The organism is Clostridium sp. RTP31139st1_H3_RTP31139_211217 (genome assembly GCF_040227035.1).
GTDB classification, from domain to species: Bacteria; Bacillota; Clostridia; order Clostridiales; family Clostridiaceae; genus Clostridium; species Clostridium saudiense.
In genome coordinates this window covers 1-20128 of record NZ_JBCOAB010000006.1, presented here as the reverse complement: position 1 = coordinate 20128, position 20128 = coordinate 1, and the positions used below count along the sequence as shown (strand labels likewise).

The 20128-nt window shown below is 26.2% G+C and carries 20 protein-coding genes; 7 read left to right on the top strand and 13 right to left on the bottom strand.

The window, feature by feature from the left end:
* The first annotated feature begins 76 nt into the window (after positions 1–76).
* Positions 77–847 (top strand): glycoside hydrolase family 73 protein, encoded by a 771-nt coding sequence (locus tag ABUA17_RS04045; RefSeq protein ID WP_052330618.1) that lies wholly within the window; start codon positions 77–79, stop codon positions 845–847.
* 69 nt (positions 848–916) lie between these two features.
* Here ABUA17_RS04045 and ABUA17_RS04040 read toward each other — a convergent pair whose 3' ends face one another.
* The 6 genes from ABUA17_RS04040 to ABUA17_RS04015 form a co-directional block, all read right to left on the bottom strand.
* Positions 917–1189, bottom strand: coding sequence for an acylphosphatase (locus ABUA17_RS04040; protein WP_042396335.1), 273 nt, complete (start codon positions 1187–1189; stop codon positions 917–919).
* Between the two features lie 152 nt (positions 1190–1341).
* A complete protein-coding gene (locus ABUA17_RS04035) occupies positions 1342–2403 on the bottom strand; it encodes an ABC transporter substrate-binding protein (protein WP_042396333.1) in 1062 nt (353 codons plus the stop codon).
* A 1-nt stretch (position 2404) separates the two neighbouring features.
* Entirely contained in the window at positions 2405–3217 is an 813-nt protein-coding gene (locus ABUA17_RS04030) for an ABC transporter permease (protein WP_042396331.1), read from the bottom strand.
* 17 nt (positions 3218–3234) lie between these two features.
* The gene (locus tag ABUA17_RS04025) at positions 3235–4062 is read right to left on the bottom strand and encodes an ABC transporter permease (protein ID WP_042396329.1); all 828 of its coding nucleotides are present in this window, start codon (positions 4060–4062) and stop codon (positions 3235–3237) included.
* Positions 4046–5104 carry a spermidine/putrescine ABC transporter ATP-binding protein gene (potA, locus tag ABUA17_RS04020; RefSeq protein WP_055275772.1) on the bottom strand — a complete coding sequence of 353 codons (1059 nt, stop codon included), beginning with the start codon at positions 5102–5104 and terminating at the stop codon, positions 4046–4048. Before potA ends, ABUA17_RS04025 begins: the two co-directional genes overlap by 17 nt.
* Positions 5105–5178: 74 nt before the next feature.
* The gene (locus ABUA17_RS04015; RefSeq protein WP_042396324.1) at positions 5179–5718 is read right to left on the bottom strand and encodes a helix-turn-helix domain-containing protein; all 540 of its coding nucleotides are present in this window, start codon (positions 5716–5718) and stop codon (positions 5179–5181) included.
* Positions 5719–6271: 553 nt separating this feature from the next.
* Here ABUA17_RS04015 and pflA point away from each other — a divergent pair.
* Complete coding sequence (gene pflA, locus ABUA17_RS04010; protein ID WP_042396321.1) at positions 6272–6985, top strand: pyruvate formate-lyase-activating protein; 714 nt, start codon at positions 6272–6274, stop codon at positions 6983–6985.
* 54 nt (positions 6986–7039) lie between these two features.
* On the opposite strand, the gene ABUA17_RS04005 is transcribed toward pflA, so the two are convergent.
* Together ABUA17_RS04005 and rocF are read right to left on the bottom strand one after the other, a co-directional pair.
* Entirely contained in the window at positions 7040–7666 is a 627-nt protein-coding gene (locus ABUA17_RS04005; protein WP_042396320.1) for a 3'-5' exonuclease, read from the bottom strand.
* 111 nt (positions 7667–7777) lie between these two features.
* Entirely contained in the window at positions 7778–8677 is a 900-nt protein-coding gene (gene rocF, locus ABUA17_RS04000; protein ID WP_195951060.1) for an arginase, read from the bottom strand.
* 429 nt (positions 8678–9106) lie between these two features.
* On the opposite strand from rocF, the gene ABUA17_RS03995 reads away from it, so the two are divergent.
* Together ABUA17_RS03995 and ABUA17_RS03990 are read left to right on the top strand one after the other, a co-directional pair.
* Positions 9107–10471, top strand: coding sequence for an LCP family protein (locus ABUA17_RS03995; protein ID WP_221697696.1), 1365 nt, complete (start codon positions 9107–9109; stop codon positions 10469–10471).
* Between the two features lie 120 nt (positions 10472–10591).
* Positions 10592–11239 (top strand): site-2 protease family protein, encoded by a 648-nt coding sequence (locus ABUA17_RS03990; RefSeq protein ID WP_078061299.1) that lies wholly within the window; start codon positions 10592–10594, stop codon positions 11237–11239.
* Between the two features lie 15 nt (positions 11240–11254).
* On the opposite strand, the gene ABUA17_RS03985 is transcribed toward ABUA17_RS03990, so the two are convergent.
* A complete protein-coding gene (locus ABUA17_RS03985) occupies positions 11255–12772 on the bottom strand; it encodes a Ppx/GppA phosphatase family protein (protein WP_042396317.1) in 1518 nt (505 codons plus the stop codon).
* A gap of 126 nt (positions 12773–12898) precedes the next feature.
* Here ABUA17_RS03985 and ABUA17_RS03980 point away from each other — a divergent pair, with 126 nt between their 5' ends.
* Together ABUA17_RS03980 and ABUA17_RS03975 are read left to right on the top strand one after the other, a co-directional pair.
* The gene (locus tag ABUA17_RS03980; protein ID WP_055277971.1) at positions 12899–14335 is read left to right on the top strand and encodes a DALR anticodon-binding domain-containing protein; all 1437 of its coding nucleotides are present in this window, start codon (positions 12899–12901) and stop codon (positions 14333–14335) included.
* 135 nt (positions 14336–14470) lie between these two features.
* Positions 14471–15646, top strand: a complete 1176-nt coding sequence (locus tag ABUA17_RS03975) for an AI-2E family transporter (RefSeq protein WP_349817958.1) — start codon at positions 14471–14473, stop codon at positions 15644–15646.
* A gap of 18 nt (positions 15647–15664) precedes the next feature.
* On the opposite strand, the gene ABUA17_RS03970 is transcribed toward ABUA17_RS03975, so the two are convergent.
* The 3 genes from ABUA17_RS03970 to ABUA17_RS03960 are packed head-to-tail and all read right to left on the bottom strand — an operon-like array spanning position 15665 to position 17824.
* On the bottom strand, positions 15665–15796 hold the full coding sequence (locus ABUA17_RS03970) for a FeoB-associated Cys-rich membrane protein (RefSeq protein ID WP_198133978.1): 132 nt from the start codon (positions 15794–15796) through the stop codon (positions 15665–15667).
* A 28-nt stretch (positions 15797–15824) separates the two neighbouring features.
* Complete coding sequence (feoB, locus tag ABUA17_RS03965; RefSeq protein ID WP_042396313.1) at positions 15825–17582, bottom strand: ferrous iron transport protein B; 1758 nt, start codon at positions 17580–17582, stop codon at positions 15825–15827.
* 20 nt (positions 17583–17602) lie between these two features.
* A complete protein-coding gene (locus tag ABUA17_RS03960) occupies positions 17603–17824 on the bottom strand; it encodes a FeoA family protein (protein ID WP_042396311.1) in 222 nt (73 codons plus the stop codon).
* Between the two features lie 237 nt (positions 17825–18061).
* On the opposite strand from ABUA17_RS03960, the gene ABUA17_RS03955 reads away from it, so the two are divergent.
* Entirely contained in the window at positions 18062–18916 is an 855-nt protein-coding gene (locus ABUA17_RS03955) for a ribonuclease H-like domain-containing protein (protein ID WP_042396309.1), read from the top strand.
* A 97-nt stretch (positions 18917–19013) separates the two neighbouring features.
* On the opposite strand, the gene ABUA17_RS03950 is transcribed toward ABUA17_RS03955, so the two are convergent.
* On the bottom strand, positions 19014–19877 hold the full coding sequence (locus ABUA17_RS03950) for a ComEC/Rec2 family competence protein (RefSeq protein ID WP_349817959.1): 864 nt from the start codon (positions 19875–19877) through the stop codon (positions 19014–19016).
* Positions 19878–20128 lie beyond the last annotated feature (251 nt).

Sequence of the window (20128 nt, the reverse complement as noted above, 5' to 3'; positions counted from 1 at the left end):
CAAAGGTGTAGCTTTAAAATATAGATGGAAAAGTGAAGCCACTAAAGAGTATTTTAAAATTATAGGAGAGTTTAAGATGAAAAGTAATATTAAATACAGAGGTTTAAATAGTTATGTTTTATCTGATAAGAAAACTATGCTTTATAAATTTGCTATGATAATTATTTTATCTTCATTGATGATTGTAACTATATTTAGTACAATAAAAATTAAAATTTCTCAAAGTGTTACAAATGTAAGATATATAAGTGAAGAAACAGGAAATGATAACATAAACGATAGTATTGAAGAGGAAAATAGTGCAGATGTAAATTCAGATATAAGTAATGAAAAAGTAGTAGAGGTAAATTTTAATGTTAATTTGGATGATGATAAGATAGAATTTTTAAATAAAATATCTCATGGCGCTATTAAAAGTTATGAGGAGTATGGGATTTTACCATCAATTACTATAGCTCAAGCCATATTAGAATCAGGATGGGGGCAATCAGACCTTGCAGTTACCCATAATAATTTATTTGGAATAAAAGCAGATTCTAGATGGAGCGGAGCCATTGCAACAGTCTCTACAAGTGAAAATTATAATGATACTACTATAGCTAACTTTAGAAAGTATGATAATATTGAAGATTCAATTGAAGATCATGGAAGATTTCTATATGAAAATTCAAGATATGCGGAATCAGGATTATTTTCAGGAAAGAATTATAAAGAACAGGCGCAAGCATTAGAAAATGCAGGGTATAGTACAGTTAGAAATGCAGATGGGGTAGCAGTTTATGCAGATAAATTAATTGCATTAATAGAAAAATATAATTTAATGGAATATGATAATAAAGTTAAATAGTAATATTAATAAAAGAGTTAAATGATTAAGGATTTATAAACATTTAACTCTTATTTTATGTGAATATAATTAATATTTTTCTGTAAATGTACGCTCATTTGGAAGAATTTCAATTTTCTTTTGGTAAAGTTCATCAACTCTAATGAACCTATTACCTTTTTTTATATCTTTAATATATTTAGTTATAGAAGAATCATCTCCTTGAACTTCCATTTCAACCATACCATTTTCCATATTTCTTACCCAACCAGTTAAATCATACTTTCTTGCAGTCATAGTACAAAAAAATCTAAATCCAACACCTTGGACACGACCATCTACTATTATGTAATATCTAACCATAAAATCCTCCTAAAAATAATATAATCTATTATAGATTATATCATATGTGATTTTGATGTTAATAATATGTTTATTTATAATTTTAAATTATAATATTTATAAAAAAACAGAATTATATACTATGAATGTATATAATTCTGTTTTTTATAATACTATTGAGAAAGCACTTCAGTAAATGCTGATTCGTATAATTTTAAAGTTTCTTGATTTAAATTAGTAAATAAGACACATTTATCTAATATAGAATCAGAAGGATATGCAGCTGGATTATTTTTAGTTTCATCATCAAGTAAATCATATGCTGCAGTATTAGGAGTAGAATATCCTATATAATCAACATTTTCTTTTGCGTTTTCAGGATCGCATAAGAAGTTGATAAATGCTTCAGCACCAGCTTTATTAGGAGCATCCTTAGGAATACATAAAGCATCAACCCATTTATTTGAGCCTTCTTCTGGAATAACATATTTCATGTCAGGATTTTCATTCATTATATATATTGCATCTCCAGACCAAACAGCAGCAAGCATTTTTTCACCTGTAATCATATTATCTTTGACTTCATCAACAACGTAAACAGGATTTGTTAATTTTCTTTGTTCTAATAATTCATCTTTAGCTGCATCTATTTCACTAGGAACATCTGAATTAATAGAATATCCAGCTTTAATTAAAGCTATAGCTAAAGAATCTCTTAAAGAATTAAACATATATACTTCATCTTTATATTTGCTATCCCAAAGTATATCCCAACTAGTTACAGGTTCTGTAATTCTAGAACTGTCATAGATAATACCAATAGTACCCCACATATATGGCACAGAGTATTCATTTGTTGGATCGTAAGATAAGTTTTTATAATTTTCACCTATATATTGATAGTTAGGAATATTGTTATAATCTATTGTTTCTAGCAAATCTTCTTGTATCATTTTTTCAATCATATAATCAGAAGGAACTACTAAGTCGTATGTACCAGGATTAGTTTTTACCTTTTGATACATGATTTCATTAGTATCATAAGTTGAGTAATTAACTTTAATTCCAGTTTCTTTTTCAAATTTTCTAATTAGAGCTTCATCAATATAGTCTCCTACATTAAAGAAATTTATTGTTCCATTTTCACCAACATTACTATTTCCACAGCCAGTGAAAAGAGAAGCAGTTAATATTGCAGCAGCTGCTAATGCAACTAAAGATTTTAATTTTTTCAATCTACACACCCCTTGAAGTAAATTCTTTTCTATTAACAATTAATAATAAAATTAATACTGTAATAAACATTAAAGTTGATAATGCATTTATTGATGGATTGATACCTTTTCTAGCCATGGAGTATATTTCTATAGAAAGATTAGTAACTCCAGGACCTGTTGTAAAGAAACTTATTACAAAATCATCAATAGACATAGTAAATGCCATTAATAATCCTGCAAATATCCCCGGCTTTATTTGAGGAAGTATTATTTTCCACATTGCATAACCAGGTGTTGCACCTAAATCTAAAGCTGCTTCAGTTATATTATGAGGTAATTGCTTTAATTTTGGTAATACTGATAATATTACATAAGGAATATTAAAAGTAATATGTGCTAAAAGCATTGTTCCAAATCCAAATTGAGCATTTATCCCTATTTTATTTAAAATAGGAAATATAAAAATAAATAAACTCATAAGTGAAATACCTGTAACTATATCAGGATTTAATACAGGTAGATTATTTATATTTAGTAGTGTTTTTTTAGGAACACCTTTCATTCTATGAATTCCTATTGCAGCTAAAGTTCCAATTATAGTTGCTATAATTGAAGCAAGTACAGCAATTATTAATGTATACTTTAATGCATCCATTATTCTTGTGTTTTGGAAAAGCTCACTATACCATCTTAATGTGAATCCATTCCATTTTGCAGTTGATTTTGAATCATTAAAGGAGAATATCATTAAGGTAACTATTGGTGTATATAAAAACACAAAAATAATTAGTAGATAAAATCTTTTAATGAAAGATTCAAGCTTTTTAACCATAATATACGTCCTCCTTATTATTTATCATCAGTACCTTCAAATTTATTCATGAAGGCCATAGATATTAAAATTATTATCATCATGAAAATTGCAATTGCAGATCCAAAGTTCCAATCATCCATTGAAGTATATTGAGTTTCAATTAAATTACCAAGTAGCATGTATTGGCCTCCACCTAATATTCTTGAAATAACAAAGGTAGAAACAGCAGGCATAAATACCATAGTAATACCAGAAATTATTCCAGGCATACTTAGAGGGAAAATTATTTTTGTGAAAATTTCCTTTCTACTTGCACCTAAATCTGAAGCTGCATTAATTAAATCAGTATCCATCTTTATTAATACAGTATAAATAGGTAAAATCATAAATGGTAAAAAGTTATAAATCATACCTAATAAAACTGCAAAATCATTATAAAGAAGATTAGCGCGTGCAAAGCCTAGGGTAACTAAAAGAGAATTAATTAATCCGTTTTTACCTAGAATAGGTAGCCAAGCATAGGTTCTTAATAAGAAATTCATCCACATTGGTATTATAAATAGCATAATTAAAATATTTCTTTTACCTTCACGCATTTTTGAAATTAAATACGCAACGGGATAACCTAAAATAAGGCAACCTAAAGTAGCTTCTACAGCTAAAAGAATACTTCTTCCAAAAACTTTTAAGTATTTAGGGTCCATTAATCTTTGAAAATTCTCTAGTGAAAAATGATAACTATCTCCAGATTTTATTGTGAAACCAAAAAATACTACTATTAATAGTGGAATAACAATAAAAAGTGAACTCCACACAACATAAGGTGCTGCAGGTAAAGCACTTTGATTATTTTTCTTTCTCATAGTCTTTCACCTTTCTCATTATATGTATTGATTCTGGATCTATTATTAAACCAACAGTGTTTCCGACAGTTGCGCTTTTTATATTATGAATAATCCAAGTATTATTTTCTGTAATAACTTCAATTTCGTAATGAACTCCTTTGAAGGTAACAGAGTTAACTTTACCAGTTAACATTCCTTTATCGGCAGTAGTTATTTCTATATCTTCAGGTCTAATTACAACGTCAATGTCCTCAGATGGATTAAAACCACTGTCTACACATTTAAATATAGTATCTGCAAATTTAACTTTATAATCCTCAAGCATTATTCCATCTAAGATGTTACTTTCTCCAATAAAGTCAGCAACAAAAGCATTTGCTGGTTCATTATAAATATCTTCAGGAGATCCCATTTGTTGTATTTTTCCCTTGTTCATTACAACTATTGTATCAGACATAGTAAGAGCTTCTTCCTGATCGTGAGTTACAAAGATAAAAGTAATACCAAGTCTTTTTTGAATTTTTTTAAGTTCTAATTGCATTTCTTTTCTAAGCTTTAAGTCTAATGCACCAAGAGGCTCATCTAATAAAAGAACTTGAGGTTCATTAACTAATGCTCTTGCAATTGCAACTCTTTGTTGCTGACCACCACTAAGTGAGTCTACAGATCTTTTTTCAAAACCTTCTAATGCTACCATTTTTAGCATTTCATGAACTTTTTTATCAATTTCATTTTTAGGTAGTTTTTTAATTTTTAGACCAAAAGCAATATTTTCATAAATATTCATATGAGGAAATAAAGCATACTTTTGGAATACTGTATTTAATTGTCTTTTGTAAGGAGGTACATCAGAAATATCATTTCCGGCAAAGACAACCTTTCCACTGTCAGCAGTTTCAAATCCTGCTATTATTTTAAGAGTCGTAGTTTTACCACAGCCACTAGGACCAAGCAATGTTAAAAATTCATTTTTTCTTATATTCAGCGAAAGATTATCTAAGACAGTATTATCACCATAAACTTTAGATACACCTTGTATTTCTATAATATTTTGACTCAAAAAAAACACCTCTTTCTTTAATATTAAAAGGAAACACCTTATCACATTTTTCTAATGAGTATATATAAATTTATCTAAAATGATGGGGGAGTAGAAATCCAAATAACCTTAGCTGTAGTTTTACCATCATTACTGATATAGTGATTTGCTCTAGGTTTAAAATAAAAACTTTCGTTTTTACGGACTTTATAAGATTTATCTCCTAAATGTAGAGTTATACTTCCAGATAATACATATCCAAATTCTTCGCCTTCATGAGGTTCTTCTTCTAGATATTTCCCACCAGATTCAATTGTTATCATTATAGGTTCCATTTCATTTTTTTGTGCATTAGGAACTAGCCACATTAATTTATATTTCAAGTCAGAATTTTCAGTTTCAAACATATCTTCGTATGTATAAGTTATTTTTTCATCCTTATCGTCACTAAAAAATTCTTTTAGGTTTGTCCCTAGTATTTCAAGAATGTCTATTAGTGTTGCTATAGAGGGAGAAGTTAAATCATTTTCTACTTGAGATATAAATCCCTTAGATAATTCACATCTATTAGCAAGTTCTTCTTGTGTTAATCCTTTTTCAATTCTCATTCGTTTAATTTTATCACCAATTTGCACAATTTCACCTTGCCTTTCATTTTGTTTGATAATAACTATTACTAAACTAAAGGTTTAAAATTACTAAACAAACAATGTTATTATATAGACATATAAACAAAAAATCAATAATTTTTAAAAAAAATGTTAAAAATATAATTTTGAATTTTCCTTTTAAAATAAGGGGTTAAAGTAAAAGAAATAAACATAAGTTTAACATTTATACATTAAAAGTTTAGTAAAACTAAGAATTGTAGAATTTAAATAAAAAATTTTAAAAAAAGAATTGTAGTGATAGTACAATAATTACTTTAACTAATACTATATAAAGTTATAATGAGTAAACTAAGCAAAAAAAATACTAATATAATAAATAAATATTAAATTAATTATTATGTGAATTATTATTTTAAACAAATAATAATTATTATGAATAAATAATGATTATGATGAAGTATTAACAAATATAAGGTTAAGGTGTATAATGAAAGAAAGAAAAAATTTAATAATTAAATAAAAAGATATAAGTAAAATTAATTGGTTAATAACTTATAGATAAATTGGAGGAAGTATAATGCTAAAAGGAAGAATACATTCAATAGAAACAATGGGCCTTGTGGATGGACCAGGAATAAGAGTTGTAGTATTTATGCAAGGATGTGCACTAAGATGTCAATATTGTCATAACCCTGATACATGGAGCGATAAAGGTGAAGATAATTTAGAATTAACACCAGAAGAATTAGTTAATAGAATAGTTAGATTTAGATCTTACTTTGAAAGATCAGGTGGTGGAGTTACTTTTTCAGGTGGAGATCCTTTAAGACAACCAGAGTTTTTAAAGGAATGTTTAAAGCTATGTAAAGAAAAAGGAATACATACAACTTTAGATACTTCAGGTGTAGGGGCTGGAAATTATGAAGAAATATTAAAATATACAGATTTAGTTCTTTTTGATGTTAAGCATTTAACAGCAGAAGGGTACAAGTATATGACAGGAATTAATATTGATGAAAGTTTAAAATTCCTTGAGGCATGTAAAAAATGTGATACTAAATTATGGATAAGACAAGTAGTTGTTCCAGGTTTAACAGATAATGAAGAATATATTACTGAATTAGGTAAGTTTATAAAAACTTTAAATAATGTAGAAAAAGTTGAATTATTACCATATCACTTATTAGGAGTAAATAAGTATGAAACTATGGGAATAAAGTATAGATTAGAGGGAACTCCAGCAATGGACAAAGAAAAATGTAAAGAACTATACAAGTTATTAGATATATAAAAAATATGTATAAAAGAGGATGTTTTAATTAACATCCTCTTTTTAGGTTTATAATTAAAGTTGACTAGAAAAAAATCCAGGTTTAATATATTTCTTTTTCATACCTTCTATAACTAAAAGATAAACGGCAGCAGTATCAAATCTTGCATCATGATAATTCCCACTACCTTGGAATAATTCATCAGCTTTTTTTGCAATAGTATCGTCAGAGATTCCTAAGAAGTTTATTACTTCAGAAAGCTTAGGGTTTTTTATGCCATTGCCACTTGGAGAAGGAATTTGACAAATGTTTTTATAGTAAGCCATAGTACAAAATGTCTTTTTAGGTTCCCAAGAACAATCAATCATACCAGCTTCATATAGAGAATTAACTTCGTGCTTTAAGAATTTAACATCAAACTGAACATTATGACCAATTACAAAATCAGCATCAAAGAAGTCAGACATAAAATCTTGAATTTGTTCAAGAAATTCTAAACCATTTGATAATTCATACAATTTTTCTAATGAAAAACCATGAACTTCTTCGGCTGCCGGATCCATTTCATCCACTGTAAAGAAGAAATTTTTCCCTGTTGTAGTTTGGGGTTTAGTTGAAGTATCAACTGTTATATAACTTAACTGACATATATGGCCAGGTCTTACACTAGTTGTTTCAGTATCAAAAAATAAAAGTTTCATCTGTGCCTCCAAAAATATTTTTATTGATTTTATAATATCATAAGTTATGTTAATTAACAATTTTTCATAAAAAAATGCTTTTTACTTACTTGAAAGTAAAAAGCATTTTTATTAATTCAATTCACTTGAGATTAACTTTAGTAATTCAACACATGTTTCTTTTGTTTTATTATTTTTATCTAAATCAGGATTATATTCTACAAAATCCATAGAACTTACTAAGCTTGTACTCATAATTCCTTGAAGAAGTTCTTTACTTTGTGAATAACTTAATCCATCGCTTACAGGAGTTCCTGTCCCAGGAACATAATCAGGATCTAAACAATCAATATCATAAGAGAGATGAATATTTTTTATATTCTTTTCTTTAATTAATGATAATAATTGATTTAATACTTCTTTTGTACCTAAGTTATTGATTTGTTCATTAGTCCATACATGCATATTTAATTCATTTATTAAATCTACTTCACCTTTGTCTAAATCACGACAAGCCAAAATAAAAACATTTTCTGGTTTGATTTTAGCTTTATCAAAGAAAATTGAAGTTAATTTTTCATAACCATAACCCATTGAAGCAGCTAAAGGCATACCATGAATATTTCCTGAAGGTGAGGTCTTGTCTGTATTAATGTCTCCATGAGCATCTATCCAAATTACTGCTAAATCATCTCCAAAATATTTACTTGCACCAGCAAGTGATCCTAAAGCTAAAGAATGATCTCCACCAACTATAAATGGGAAGGTATCATTTTCTAATGCTTCTAAAACTTTAGAAGCTAGTCCATTATTTGCATTAACAACTTGTGTTAAATATTTTAATTTTAAATCACCTTTATATTTTTCTTTTTCGCTAACTTTTTCAACTTCTATATCTCCTAAATCATAAACATTATGATTCTTTTCGAATATATCAATGAGGTTGTTTTTTCTTAACTCTTCAGGGCCCTTTTCTACTCCAGGTTTATCACAACCATAAAAAAGAGGCATTCCAATAATACTTATATTCATAAAAAGACCTCCAAATCTATTAATTTTTCACATTACTTATAATAATACTTTAAGATATATAAGTAAATATTAAAATTTTTTTATTTTAAAATATTCAATAAATAATATTTTCTTTAATAATAGTTTATCCAAAACAAGTAGAATAATGTTAAAATAATTAAAGTATATAAGTAATAAACTACAAAATAATATATAAAAAGAATAAAAAAGACTAGATACAACTTTAATGTGTAATATATACCACTTTTTTGAAAAAAAATTCTAAATCTCTAAAAATTTAATAAAACTTTGAAAGAAATTGTGGTATTATTATATTTATTATTTTATAATTATATAATGTAAGTTGTATAAACTACATTTAGAAAATAATAATAATGCAATATTTAACTTAAAAAAATGAATAAACATTTTCGAAGGGATGGCACAGCTATGAATGAACAAAATAAAAATAGAAAAAAGCGTTCTAGTAAAAAAAGATGGTCTACAAAAAAGAAAATAATATTATCGACTGTAGTTGTTTTTGCATTAATAATCGGTATGTTAGCTTCTGGATATCTTTATATAAGGAGTAGAATATATTCAGGGTTAAATCCATCAGAAATAACAAGCGATATTGACTACCAAGAAGTTGATGGTATAACAAATGTTTTATTACTTGGAACAGATGCAAGAACGTTAGATGAAGCTGCAAGAGCGGATTCAATTATTATAGCAACATTAGATAATAACAATAAAAATATAAGATTAACATCATTATTTAGAGATACATTAGTAAATATACCTGGACATGGCGAAGGAAAATTAAATGCAGCTTTAGCATATGGTGGACCAGAGTTACTAATAGAAACTATTAGAAATACATATGGAATAAATTTAGATAAATATATTATTATTAACTTTTGGGGATTTGAAGCTATAATCGATCAAATGGGAGGATTAGAATTTGATGTTGAAGATTATATGCTTGAGGAGTTAAATAAATATATTGGAGAATCTACTGGTGGAAATGATTGTCCAGTAACTGAAGCAGGAGTACAGATTTTAAATGGTAAACAAGCACTATCATATGCAAGAATAAGAAAAGGTGTTGGAGATGAATATGCTAGAACCGATAGACAAAGAGAGGTTTTAATAAAAGTTGCAGAAAAGTTAAAAGAAACAAAACCAAGTAAGTATTTAGGAATTATGAATAGCATGCTTGATTATATTAAAACCAATATTGATCCAATAGAAGCATTAAATATGGCTTATACTATTTATAAATTCCCGGCTTTAGAAATAGAACAATTACAAATACCTATACCAGAATTAGCAGATGGAAGATTATATAAAAATTTAGGTTGGGTATTTTTAATGGATACGGAGCAAAATGCAAAATACTTAAGAGAATTTGTTTTTGAAAATAAAATACCAGATTCATCAACATATGATTATGATTCTTTTAATGAAGCAATGTCAGATTACAAAGCAGAAGAAAGTGATTATAATGATAGACATAATATAAATCCTGAAGACTATGAAGAAAATAGTGTAGATGTTACTGAACCACCAGCATCTAATAATAGTAATCAAGGTGGAAGTACTGGGGGAACACCAACAACGCCACCAGTAAGTGATGAAAAGAAAGAGGAAGTAACACCTCCAACAACACCACCAGTAAGTGATGAAAAGAAAGAGGAAGTAACACCTCCAACAACACCACCACCAACAGAAGAACAAAAGCCAGAAACAACACCAAGTGAGGATATAGGTGAACAAGAAACTAATCCAAATGAAGTAAAACCAGCTGAATAGTAGAAGATAAAGCGATGAATTTAGTTCATCGCTTTTATTTTATTAAATTATTTTAAATAAGATATTATGTACCATAATATGTGATATAATGTTTTTAAAAGAAATGAAAGGAGAGGAAAGATGAGCTCATTTAGAATGCAATTACTTTACCTTATTTTAAAAATTCCGGCTATATTAATAGCTTTTACTGCACAAGGATATGCAAAAGCTTTGGTTGCAGATAAATTAGGTGATAAAACACCTAGATTTCAAGGAAGATTAACTTTAAATCCAGCAGCACATATAGATTTAATAGGGTTTATAATGATTTTAATAGCTGGATTCGGATGGACTAAACCATTAAATACGAATCCTAGTGCATATAAAAGGGGGTATAAAGATGCTATAAAGGTTTCTATTGCAGCACCTTTAGCAAATTTATTCGTAGGTTTTATAGGTATAATTTTACTTGTATTTACATCAAAGTTTTTATCAAGTATATTACCTGAAACAATATTCTTTATATTATTTTATATGTTAAAGTTTATAACTTCAATAAACATAAGTTTATTTGTATTTAATTTATTACCATTACCAGGATTAGCTGGGTTTGAAATATTTAGAGATATATGGCCAAAAACATTTTATAAGGTTTCAGATAAGATATATCAATATCAATTTTTAATACTTATATTAATTATTTTTGCTGGTGGAACTATATTATCAATTCCAGTTAACTTAATTTATAACTTTTTCTATACTATAGCTAAATTAATTTTTGGAATGTAATAAAAAAGGTGGCAATTAATTTTGCCACCTTTCTTTTTCTATAAATAAATCTCTATGATATATTTCTTTAAAGAAATTCTTTCCTCTCAAAGCTTGATGAATTTCAACATCTAAGTTAGAAGGCGATGATACAGTAATTATTACTTTTTCATCATCATAATAAACATTTAACTTTTTAACAACACCAACTAAACTTCTATCTAGACCTTCAGCAATTTTAACTAAAGCACCTAATTTATTAATTATATCAATATCTAATTTGTTAATTAAATAAGAAAACTGAGCTAAAGGTAAATGATAGTCGTTAAATCTATGCGAAGCTGCAACGGCTGCACTCATTAAATGTTCTTTATGAGTTAACTCATTAATTAAGGAATTTAAAATTATATAAAATGAATGCTTATGATGATTTTGATAGTTTATACTAGTACCACAATCATGAAGCATTGAACCTGCTTTTAATATATTTAAATATTTATCATCTAATCTGTGAAGAGGTTTTAATTCTTCAAACAATTGAGCAGATATAAAATACACTTGTTCAGCATGAGGAATATTAGCATTTAGAGAATTTAAAATACCATATATACTATAATCTAAAATATCATCCATAACATTATAATTTTTATAAAGATAATCATAAAGAATACCTTCTCTTATAGTATTATTACAAATTCTAATAACTTCAGGTGAAACCTTTTTTACTAATTCATTTAGGATTAGTAAAGAGCTAAACATGCTATCAACCATATCTAGATCAATTCCATCTATTTTTCTACGTAATTTTAAGTCTTTGCATTTTATTGTATTATAAATTTCATGTATTCCTACAGGAGTAATTTCGTAATTATTGATTATTTCTAAAGGATAATGAGTTTTAAATTTATCCATTTTAACTATGGTTTTAGCTAAATCACCTAGGAATATTATTGATTCATAATTATCATTTAGCCAAGAGATATCATCTAATTTATCTTTTACATATGAAGATGAAACATCTAAATTAGTATTTAAAATTCTATCATTAATATTAAAAGTATATGCTAAATTTATTCCACCAAAAGGAAGAATAGTAAAGTTATTTATTTTACCATCTTTGATATCAATTAAATTAGTTGATGTGCCAGTTATTTCTACAATAAGTGAATTGTTTAATTTCATGCTTCTATTTACTGCTAACACAGTGAATTTAATTTCTTCTTCTTGTGATAGTATTTTTAAATCTAAGTTAAGATTTAGTTTAATCATAGAAACAATAGATTCACTATCTTTTAAATCATGAAAGAAGCTAGTTGTTATTGCAAAAATTTCTTTTGCGCCAGAAGCTTCGCAAAGAGATTTATATGTTTTTATTGTAGATAATATATAATTTAACTTTTCTGAGCATAAAATACATTCCTTTGATAATTCATAACAGATTTTAAATGGAGTTTTCAATTCATCAATAACTTTAAAATAGCCCATTTCTTCTACTTCAGCTAATATCAATCTAATTTTACTAGAACCTATGTGTATTACACCTACTCTAATCATATTTAATCATTCCTATCAAAATACTTTATATAATTCTATCTTATATAAAAACTATATAAAAATAAAGGGGAGTTGACAAAAAATATTTTTAATACCTAAAATATTATGTACATGGGAGAAGATAATATGGATTATAAGATATATATAGCAAAAAAAATAAATGAGTATATTAATTTATCTATTGAAGAAATAGAAAGTATGTTGGAGGTTCCAGTAAAATATGAAAATGGAGACTATTCATTGCCGTGCTTTCACTTAAGTAAAATATTAAAAAAACCTCCTAACTTAATTGCTAAAGAATTAAAAAAACAAATAAAAGATGATATCTTTGAAAAAATAGAGAATTTAGGACCATACCTGAATTTTTTTCTTAATAAAGGGATTTATATTAGGAATACATTAGAGCGTGTTATACAGCAAGGAGAAGCGTTTGGATACAGTTGTATGGGAGAAGGGAAAATTATTTGTATTGAACACTTATTTTGTAAAAAATCAGGATGTTTTGATATAAGTAATCCTTTTACTATTGTAGTTGGCAATTCATTATGCAATTTATTTAGAAATAGAGGTTTTAAGGTAATAGATATTAATAATATAAGTAAAATCTGGAGTGAAGTTGATAAATTAATTTTAACTCAGTTTGATTATGAAAATACTTTTTTCAATTATGAAGTGGATTTATATTATAATGAGTTAATATCGAAATTAAGAAAAAAGAATTTATTAATAAAATTTAATGAAACTTATGTAGTAAATCTTGAAAATTATAATATGCCTCCATATATAGTGAGTAATGAATATAAAATAGATAAAAAAGTATTAAAGATAGCAGATTTATTGCACATAAATAGTAAATATAACTTTTATAAATATTTATATATATCCAGTAATTCGGAAAAAGTGAATGTAAATCAGAAATTTAAAGTGTTAGAATTATTAGATTATGAGTGGGTTAAACAATGTGAACATGTAAAACTTGGGCTTGTTAAATTTGCTAAAAGTGATACATTTATTAAGAATGAAAAATATTTAAATTTTAATGAGTTACTAAGTAATAGTTGTAACGAAATAATGGAAAATCATATAGAATTAAAAAAAGATAAAGGATTATTAAAAGCTATATTACAAAGTGCACTAGTATTTACTTATTTAAGTGATTATAGAATAGGAAATAAAATAATAGATTTTAATAAAATATTTTCAACTGAATATAAAACGGGTGCATATATTATATATTCATATATTAAATTAAAAAGTATGTTGTTAAAGTTTGAGAATTTAAATTGTAACTGTAATTATAGCAAATTGAATTTTAAAGAAGGATTAGAATTAGTAAAGTTGTTAGATGTATATGAATATTTTATACAAACAGCTACTGATGAATTAGAACCAGCAATAATAAGTAGATATATAATTAAGATAACAGATTCAGTTAATGAAATTTCAAATTCTATATTTGACTTGGAGAATGAGAAACTTATTAAACCTAAATTACAATTAATTAAAGCTACGAATATAGTAATAAAAAATGCATTAAGATTACTAGGAATATATATTGATTAGTGTTTTAAATTTGAGAAAGAACCTAAATGATGAATAAAGGTTGTTTTTTTTATAAATATCAATATTTAAATAATGGTATATTTGATATAATTAACATAATAATATTATTAAAGGAAAAAGGAGGAGAGAAAGTAATTGATTTTTAAAAATAATAAATATAAGAGTTTAATAATAGCTGTATTAATTACTATTATAGTTGGAATTTTTGCATTTAAGTTAATTGATAATATAGGTATGCTTATTGATATTATAAGGAAATTTATTTCACTTTCAATGGTATTTGTTTATGGGATAATTATTGCTTATATATTAAGTCCAATAGTCAGTTTTTTCGAGAAAAGAGTAAAATTAAGTAGAAACATTTCTATAACTTTAACGTATGCAATATTATTGGGTTCAATAATTTTATTGGCTGTATATGGTATACCAGGTTTAATAGAAAATATAAAAGAAATAGGTAGTGATGTGCCTAGTTATATATCATCAATAGAAGATTTTATTAATAATATACTTGAAAAGGATGATGTAAGTAAGTTTATAAATACAGCTGGTATAAAAGTGAATATAGATATGTATATTGATAAAGCAGGAAATCTTGTAATGACTGCTATTGAAGGATCATTATTGAAAATGGTAACATTTTCATCGGTGATTGTTAAATTTATTATTGGATTGTTAGTAGCAATTTACATATTGATAGATAAAGAACGATTATTATTTGAGTGTAAAAGAGTTTTATATTTAGTAATAAAAAAAGAAAAAAGTGAAAAGATAGTTGAGTTCATTAAAACGTATAATTCAATGATAGGTACATACATAGGAATAAAAGCAATTGATTCATTAATAATTGGAATTATGGCATTTGTGTTATTAAATATAGTGAAATCTGAGTATGCTATTTTATTAGCAATATTAGTGGGGATAACAAATATGATTCCTTATTTTGGACCATTTGTAGGAGAAATTATAGGGTTTTTAATAAATGTATTTGTATCACCAGCTAAAGGGATAATTGTTTTTTTGACTTTATTTGGATTGCAAATGTTTGATGGTTGGTATTTAGATCCTAAACTTATAGGAGATAAGGTTGGGGTTAGACCTTTTTGGATTATATATTCAGTAGTTATAGGTGGAGGATTCTTTGGGCCATTAGGAATGCTTTTAGCATCACCTACAGCTGCAACAATAAAAATATATTATGGAAAACTTTTAGACAAAAATAAAGATATTATAGATGAATTAACTGATTATGATCATAAAAAGATGAATGTTAAAAAAGAGAAATGTAAAAATACAAAAAAAGAAGAGTAGCGAGAATTCTCGCTACTCTTACTTTTTACAACTAGAGCAATTTGATGAACAGCTTCCGCAGTTACAATTACCTTTAGATGATTTTTTTATATTTTTAAAAATTATATATCCAGAAGCAATAACTAAAATTGCAGTTATTATTATTTCCAAATAAATTCACCTTCTTTATAGAATCAGTTTAAAAAAATAATGAACCGATATTAAATACTAAGAATGAAACTATCCAAGCCAAAATTAATTGATAAGCTACAGAGAATAATGTCATCTTAGTGCCAAATTCCTTTTTCATAGTACCAACAACTGTTATACATGGTGTGTAAAGTAATACAAATACCATAAATGATAAAGCTGAAAGTGCTGTAAAATGAAGAGGAAGAAGTGTTTGAAGATTTCCTCCAAATATTACACCCATAGAAGAAACAACTGTCTCTTTAGCAATTAAACCTGTTAATAGTGACACTGATGCTTGCCAGTTACCAAAGCCAAGTGGTTTAAATATTGGAGCAATAAATCCTCCAATTGAAGACAATATGCTATTATTAACATCTGTCATTCCAGTAAAATTAAAGTTTGATAAGAACCATAAAACTATGCTCATTGCAAATATTAATGTACCAGCTTTTATTATAAAGCTTTTACTCTTTTCATAAAGTTGATTAAGTAAATTCCTTAGTGATGGTAATTTATATTCTGGCAATTCAATAAGTAGAGGTTCTTCTTCATTTTTAAATATTGTATGTTTAAAAATAACACCAAGTATGAATGCTAAAACAATACCTAAGAAGTATAGTGAAGCAACTACTAATCCAACGTATTTAGGGAAAAATACGGCTGCAAATATACTATAAACAGGTAATCTTGCATTACAGCTCATAAGTGGTATTAATAATGCTGTTAATTTTCTATCTTTTTCGCTTTCCAATGTTCTTGCTGTCATAATTGCAGGAACAGAACATCCAAAGCCAACAATCATAGGGATAAATGCTTTGCCTGATAACCCCATTTTTCTCATAATCTTATCCATTATAAATGCAACTCTTGCCATATATCCACTATCTTCTAATACTGTTATACATGCAAATAAAGATAAAATAATAGGTAAAAGAACTAATATTCCACCAACTCCACCAATTATACCATCAATGATAAGTGATTGAAACCAAGGGGAAGTAGTATTAATTAAGCCTTCTATTATTGGAACTAATGAATCATTTAATAATGAATCAAGTAAATCTGAAAGAGGTTGTCCAATCCAAGCAAATGTAACTTGAAATGTTAATGCCATTATTGCAAAGAATATAGGATAAGCAAGCCATGGATTTAACATAATATTATCTAACTTTTCTTTAATAGGCTTCTTAGAAGTATTAGATTTTTTTGTGCATTTACTTAATATGCTTTCTATGTAATCATAAGTTTCTTTTTCATCTGAAAAAGAATAGTTAAGAGTATCAATTTTTTTGTAATCAATAGTACTTAGAGCTGTCTTAATATCATCTATTCCCATTTCTTTTGAAGCTTGAATAGGAACTACAATAACATTTAATAATTCTCCAAGTTTTTTATAATCTATGTTTATACCTTTTTTCTCTGCTACGTCAATCATGTTAACTGCTAAAACAATAGGTTTTTTAAATTGTTTTAACTGCATAGTTAAATATAAATTTCTATCAATGTTAGAAGCATCAATAATGTTTAAAATTAAGTCAACTTTTTCATTTTCTAGAAATTCTTTTGATATTTTTTCTTCATTAGAGTAGGTATCCATAGCATATATACCAGGTAAGTCTACTATAGCAAAATCTCCAAAGAATCCTTCTTTTTTATCAACAGTAACACCAGCCCAGTTTCCAACTCTTTGATTAGAACCAGTTAAACTATTGAATAACGTAGTTTTGCCTACATTAGGATTACCAAGTAAAGCTATATTCTTCATTTTGTCATCTCCCTTTATACTTAAGCTGTTAATAATATATTTTTAGCATCTTTTTTACGGATTGCTAAATCAAATCCTCTCAAATTTACAATTAGTGGATCGCCTAATGGAGCAACTCTTTTTAATTCAATTTCTGTTCCTTGAATTAATCCTAAAGCTGAAAGCCTCTTAGAAAGTTTATCATTTCCACTTATAGCATGGATTGTTGCTTTTTCTCCAAGTTTTAAATCACAAATGCACATAAAATTCACCTCAAATTGAAAATCATTCTCACATTTTTTATACATTTATAATAACAAAAAATGTATAGTGGGTCAAGCATAAGGGGATGATAAAAATAATTTCCAGTAAATTTTGAAAAAAGTATGAAGCTCAAATAGTATTCACTACAGTAATAACATGATATAATAAAAAGATATAAGCAATAGTAAAAAAATTAATACAGGAGATAAAATTTATCGAGGAAAGAGTGATATTGTGTGATTATTCGAGAGAATATTGTGGATGTAGAAGAATATAGACTTGAAAGAATGTTGGAATGTAAGGAGGGAAGTTGTAAGCCAGAAGAAAGTATTTATTTTGATTTAGAACATTACGTATATAAAAAACCAAAATGTATAGGAGTCTTTGGAGCATGTGTATACAATAAAGCAGATAATAAAATTTATGTAACTCAATATATGATTGAAAATAAAAATGAAGTTGTAGAAATTTTATTGCTTGCAAAGAGATATTTTATACGTATGAAAAAAGCAGGTAAAAAAACTATAGTTACATTTTCTGGAAATAATGATTTTACAGTAATAAAATACTTATTTAATAAATATAATATTTATTTTGATTTTGACAAGGAATTTAAATCAGTTGATATTCAAAAAGAATACGAAAAAGATATGAACACATCAATTGGATTAAAAAAATTAGAAAAAATATTTGAAATTTATAGAGAAGGCGATGTAATAAGCGGGTCAAATTTAGCTAAAACTTTTCATAAGGTTCTTAAAGATAAAGAATATATTGAAAGAATGCCTAAAGAAAAAATTGAAACTATATTACAGTATAATGAACAAGATGTAGTTAATTTATATAAAATATTTGTTAATTGGAAAAAATATATTAATGTTGAAAGTGAAGATGAAGAAAATATTAATATAAAAGAGGAAAATGTTGATATAAAATTAGATGAAAATGATATATATAATGAAGAACATAGTGATGAAGAAATATTTGAATTAAAAGATGATAAAACTGTAGAAAAAGTAATTGAAAATCAAGATATTGATGACAATATAGAAGAGAAAGAAGAAAGTTCTCCAGAAGAAAATATATTATAAATTAAGAAGATAATTTTATATTATTGATTTAAGGAAATAATCCTTAAATGATAGATGCTCCTAAGAAATTAGGAGCATCTATCATTTATAGGAGAAATTAGTCTTTTAATGAGTCTATAGATATAGTATTACCATTTGAAGTAACTATTATTGTACCATTTAAATCTGTTCTATAAGTTTGTATATTCATTAGTTCAAGATTTAATAGGGTATCCATGCTAGGGTGGTCATATGTATTATTTTCACCTACAGAAATTATTGCAAAGGATGGATTAACTTCATGTAAAAAATTATAAGAGGTAGAAGTTTTAGAACCATGATGACCTATTTTAATTATATCAGATTTTAAATCTATATTATCAGAGAGAAGTTGATTTTCAGTGTAAACTTCAGCATCTCCTGTAAATAAGAAAGAATTATTGTGAAACGTTAATTTAATAACTGAAGAATAATCATTATAATTATCACTAATCATATTTTTCAATGGTGAAAATATCTCTACGTTAGTATTTTCACCAAGGTTTATCTTACTTGCATCTTTTGCTAAAATATTAATATTTAGAGATTTATCTATTAATGCATTTACCATATTTTCGAAGCAGATAGAGGGATGAGTTACTTTAGGAGAATAAAATTTATCAACATCGAATCTTTTTATAATTGTATCCATATTACCTATATGATCTTCATGAGGATGTGTGGCAATAATGTAATCAAATTTTTTTATCTTTAATTTATTTAAATAATTCAATAATTCATTTCGGTTGCTAGATGAACCAGAGTCAATTAATAAATTTTTTTCGTTAACTTGAATTAATATACAATCACCTTGGCCAACATCTATATAATGAATAATCATTTCATTATTTAAGGATGAGTTTGAGTATAGTTGAAAATAATTAAGAGAACAAATAATAAAAACTAGAATTAAATTTAAAATAAATAGTTTACGTTTTTTCATTAAATTTCTCCAATAAAAAATATAGTTATTATTAATTATTGCCTATTAAATAGAGTTAATAACAGTGTTTATAAATAATTAACACTTAAATAATGGGAAATTATAGAATAATATGCTATAATTGTATAATATATTAATTTACTGATGGAAATAAAAAAATAGAATCTGTTAAGCTGATATGAAAAAATAGCTTGATTTTTCATAGAATTGCTCGCTCTTTGAAAATTATATAAGTTTGAATTTTTTATTGT